The sequence below is a fragment of the Mesorhizobium sp. M7A.F.Ca.CA.004.06.1.1 genome (assembly GCF_003999135.1).
Lineage (GTDB): Bacteria > Pseudomonadota > Alphaproteobacteria > Rhizobiales > Rhizobiaceae > Mesorhizobium.
This window is the reverse complement of record NZ_RZPQ01000459.1, coordinates 1-4,777: the sequence shown is the minus strand read 5'-3', so window position 1 is coordinate 4,777 and position 4,777 is coordinate 1. Positions and strand designations below refer to the sequence as shown.

Genomic DNA, 4,777 nt, shown 5'->3' with positions numbered 1-4,777 from the left:
CCCGCGTGTGACCTACTCGAACATCGGGGTGGATTTTTCCCCTGTTCACGCTCACCTCGATGCAATGATCCCGGATTTCGAGAAGAACACACTGGGTCGCGAGTGGTCGACGCCGTTTGCGACCGGCGCTCGGAAAGAGATCCTGAGCCCTATCGACAAGAAAATCTCTCTCGGCAAGTTCCCGGTTTCAATCCCGTCAGACGTCAAGTGCGCGATCCAGGCAGCCCGGGCCGGCGCGAAGGCCTGGAACCGTTCGACGCTGGACGATCGCCTTGCATTCGGCGCTCGCTGGCGAGAGGCACTTGCGGAGCGGAAATATGACCTCGGTTTGGCGGCGCTCTACGAGATCGGAAAGTCCCGCATCGAGGCAGTCGGCGAAGCCGAGGAATGCCTCGACATGGTCGAGTACTACGCATCGGAGATGAAGGCGAACAACGGGTTCGTCCGGCCCATGAACGTGTTGGTCGAAAACGAGACTGCTACGAGCGTCATGAAGCCCTATGGCGTCTTCGCGGTCATCGCTCCTTTCAACTTTCCGCTCGCCTTGTCGATCGGCATGGTCACGGGTGCGCTGTTGACAGGCAATGCGGTGGTCTACAAGCCGTCGCCGGGTTGCGCGCTGACCGGACTGCTGATTGCCGAAACGCTTCGCAAAGCGGGCTTGCCCGAAGGTGTTTTCAACATCGTGCTTGGCGATGGAGAGGTGGGGCGCCTTCTTGCCACCGACAACGGCATCGACGGCGTTGCATTCACCGGCTCCCATAAGACCGGCATGAGCATCTTCCGTCATATGGCAACGCTGCCCCACATGAAGCCCGTCATCGCCGAAATGGGTGGCAAGAACCCCGCCTACGTGACGAGCAAGGCCGACCTCGACCGCGCGGCGCAGGGGGTGGCGCGCTCCGCTTTTGGCCTGCAAGGCCAGAAGTGCTCCGCATGCTCGGTCGTGTATGTCGACGAGAAGGTCAAGGCGGAATTCATCGAGAAACTGGTAGCGTTCGCTGGAAAGCTGGTGGTCGGAGATCCTCGTAAGGCCGAGACCTTTATGGGCCCTGTCTATGGCGACGCCACAGTCGGCCGTTTCCAGGCAGCGCTGTCGGAAGTCGAGGGCAAAGGCAAGGTGCATTTTGGGGGCGCCGCCCTGGGCCAGGGATTTGCGAACAACTACGTCCTGCCGACGGTCGTCGAACTTGATGGTCCGGGCCGGCTGACCCGCGACGAACTCTTCATGCCTTTCGTGGTCGTCCGCGGTTTTGATAGTCTCGATGCCGCGATCGAAGAGGGCAACGACATCGCCTACGGATTGTCGGCCGGCATCTTTACCAACGACCAAAAAGAGTTGCGTCACTTCCTCGACACCGCCGAAGCGGGGGTTCTCTATGCCAACCGTGCGAGCGGCGCAACGACGGGTGCATGGCCAGGCGCGCAGCCATTCTGCGGCTGGAAGGGCACCGGGGTCAGCGGCAAGGGCGGTCTCGGCTCCTGGTTCCTGCCACAGTACCTGCGCGAGCAGAGCCACACGATCATGACCAAGTGATCGAAAGAGGTCGCGCCCTTCGTCGCGGCCATCCAAGACTGTCTCCTTCATCGGTTTACAAGATTATGCGCCACTATCCAGATTCAATGCCGAAGTCCCGCGAGATGTTCGAACGGGCCCGCAAGGTCATGCCGGGAGGAAACACCCGGACAACGGTCTTCATCGACCCGTTTCCGATCTATGCCCAGCGCGGCGAGGGCTGCCGCGTCTGGGACGTCGATGGAAACGTCTACTACGACTGCATCAACAATTTCACGGCCATGATCCATGGCTACGGCCATCCCGCCGTCACGGCCGCGGTGGTGGACCAGATGCCCCGGGGATCGGCTTTCGGAGCGCCCACCGAGAGCGAACTTGATCTTGCTGAACTGTTGGTGGAGCGCCTCCCGTCAGTCGAGCAGGTTCGCTTCGCCAACTCCGGCACGGAAGGCGTCATGATGGCGATCAAGGCGGCTCGGGCGTTCACCGAGCGGTCGAAGATCGTCAAGATCGAAGGTGCCTACCATGGCTCCTACGACTTCGCGGAAGTCAGCCTGGACAGTTCGCCCGCCAACTGGGGCGACATGCCTGCCTCAACGGCATACGCGAAAGGCACGCCGAAGGGAGTTCTCGATGATGTCATCGCGGTGCCGTTCAACGATACGGAGGCGCTGCGTGCCGTCTTCGACGCGCATGGCGACACGATAGCGGGTGTTCTGATCGACCCGATGCCGAACCGCGCCGGACTTATTCCCGCGCGAAAGGATTATCTCGACGCGATGGTCGAGATCGCTCATGCCGCCGGCTCGCTGGTGATCTTCGACGAGGTGATCTCGCTCCGCCTTGGCTATTCGGGGGCGCAGGGCCTGTGGAGCATCACGCCCGATCTGACGGCTCTCGGCAAGATCATCGGCGGAGGATTCCCGGTCGGCGCCGTCGGCGGCCGCGCCGACGTGATGGCGGTGTTCGATCCAACACAAGGCAAGCCCGCATTGCCGCATGGCGGCACCTTCACCGCGAACCCGGTGACGATGCGAGCCGGTCTGGCGGCGATGCGCGCGTTGACCCCGGCTAGCTTCGCGCATCTGGACGCTATCGGCAGCCTGCTTCGCGAGGGCATCACGGCCTCGCTTGCTCGCCATGGCCTCAACGGGCAGTGCGTCGGTCTCGGCTCGCTCTTCAAAGTTCATTTCACGGCGTTGCCGATCACGGACTACCGGTCAGTCTATCCGGGTGCGTCCGTACGCATGAAACTCGACCTGTTCCACAAGGGTCTGCTCGACCGCGGCGTGCTTTCGGCGAGTTACGGACTCTTCGCGCTTTCCACCTCCATGACCGAGGAAGACGCACGCGAGATCCTTTCCGCAATCGACGGCGCCCTCGCAGCAATCGCTCCGAAGCAATGACGTAGCGCGTCCAGCGCCGGATCCATCCGGCACGGGACGACGCAGCAACAGATGGAAGTCACATGACAGCTTCTCCTCACGTCGTCGTCATCGGTGCGGGTACCCTCGGTATGTGTTCTGCGCACGCGCTCGCGGAACAGGGCGCTCGCGTCACCGTCATCGACGCACAATCCATTGCGTCAGGATCCAGCGGCCGCTCGGTCGGGGTCGTTGGGACACAGCTCACGGATCCGTTCGAGATACAGCTGCGCATGCAATCGGTGCAGCGCGTCCGCCGGTGGCAAGAGCGCCTCGGTCTCGGCTTCAGCCCTATCGGCTACCTGCGTCTGGCGCGCACCTCCGAGCAGATGGAACTGTTCGCCCGCTCGGTGGAGATCCAGCGCGATGCCGGCTTCAGATCCAGGGTCTACCAGGCGAACGAGCTTCAGCAACTCGTGCCGCACTTGAGTTCAGATGGGCTCGAAGGCGGCATCTTCGGGCCGGACGACGGCTTCCTCGATCCCCACGAAATGTGCACGCTGCTGGCGCAACAGGTGAAGAAGCTCGGCTCCGAGGTGTTCCAGTTCCGCAAGCTGCTTGGTGCCGCGCGGACATCCGGTGGCTATCGGTTGGACACCAGCAAAGGGCCGATCGGCTGCGACTTCGTCGTGAATGCGGCAGGCGCCTGGGCGCCACGCGTTGCCGAGATGCTCGGACAGACGCTGCACATCCACCCCGAGCGCCACGAGGCGCTGACAATCCACTTGGACGCGCCGCTCCCGTACACAATGCCGATGGTCATGGATCTGGTGAACGGGCAGGGCACCGGACTCAACTTTCGGCACGAGAAAGCGGGCGAGCTCATCGCCGAGATACACAAGGTAAGTTCGCCGTCGCCCGAAGATCCGGACAACTACAACGAGCAGTGCGAGGAAGGGTCCAAGGTCATGCTGGCCGAGATGCTGATCGAACGCCTGCCTGATCTGCCGGGCGCCCGGCTCGGCCGGGGCTGGGCAGGCCTCTACCCTGTCACCGCCGACCACCGTCCCTATGTCGGACCAGTCGATCAGTCGGAGCCCGGTCTGATCACCGCGGCCGGTGCGGGCGGCTACGGGATTCAGCTTGCGCCGGTGATTGGGCTGATCGTCGCAGACTGGGTGCTCAAGGGCTCTCCCGCATCGATCCCAGGCACCGAAAGTCTCGCTCCAACTCCGGAAAGAAACGTTCCGGGCACACATACTGCGGCGGCTTGACCAGTGGGACACCGGCGTTAGCGCAAGGACAAAGAAGCCATGCCCGAGGCAGAAAATATCGTACGCATCAAGAACATCAACGTGATCTATGGCGGCCATCACGCCGTGAAGAACGTCTCGCTCGACATCACGCGCGGCGAGGTCGTGGCGATCGTCGGACCCAGCGGCGCGGGGAAGAGCACGCTGCTGCGCGCGATCAACATGCTCGAACAGCCGTCATCCGGCACCCTTGAAGTGGGTGCCATCCGGTTTTCGGTCGACCGCAATCTGTCCGCCGGAGAGCTGCTGAGGCTCCGACGTTCCACCGGGATGGTTTTCCAGTCCTTCAACCTGTTTCCGCACATGACCGTGCAGCGCAACATTTCGCTGCCGCAGATGCGGGTTCTGGGGCGCACCAAGGAGCAGGCGGACGCGCGCACCGCCCAATTGCTCGAACGCGTACACCTTACGGACAAGGCGCAAGCCTATCCGGCGCGCCTGTCGGGTGGCCAGCAGCAGCGTATCGCGATCGCACGCGCCCTGGCTCTTGACCCCAAGGTGATGCTCTTCGACGAACCCACGAGCGCCCTGGATCCCGAACTCGGGCTTGAGGTGTTGGCCGTGATGCGCGAGCTCGCCCAGGA

The 4,777-nt window shown here is 62.8% G+C and carries 4 protein-coding genes; all 4 read left to right on the top strand.

Features of this window, described 5'->3' with window-relative positions:
- The first annotated feature begins 7 nt into the window (after positions 1-7).
- Positions 8-1,537, top strand: a complete 1,530-nt coding sequence (locus tag EN906_RS23345; protein ID WP_206529156.1) for an aldehyde dehydrogenase family protein — start codon at positions 8-10, stop codon at positions 1,535-1,537.
- Positions 1,538-1,641: 104 nt separating this feature from the next.
- The gene (locus EN906_RS23340) at positions 1,642-2,922 is read left to right on the top strand and encodes an aspartate aminotransferase family protein (protein WP_236383064.1); all 1,281 of its coding nucleotides are present in this window, start codon (positions 1,642-1,644) and stop codon (positions 2,920-2,922) included.
- Between the two features lie 62 nt (positions 2,923-2,984).
- Positions 2,985-4,154: an FAD-binding oxidoreductase gene (locus EN906_RS23335; protein ID WP_127270694.1), complete on the top strand. Its 1,170-nt coding sequence runs from the start codon at positions 2,985-2,987 to the stop codon at positions 4,152-4,154.
- A 39-nt stretch (positions 4,155-4,193) separates the two neighbouring features.
- Positions 4,194-4,777, top strand: a 584-nt coding sequence (locus EN906_RS23330) for an amino acid ABC transporter ATP-binding protein (RefSeq protein WP_164777303.1), incomplete at its 3' end; no start/stop codon positions are given.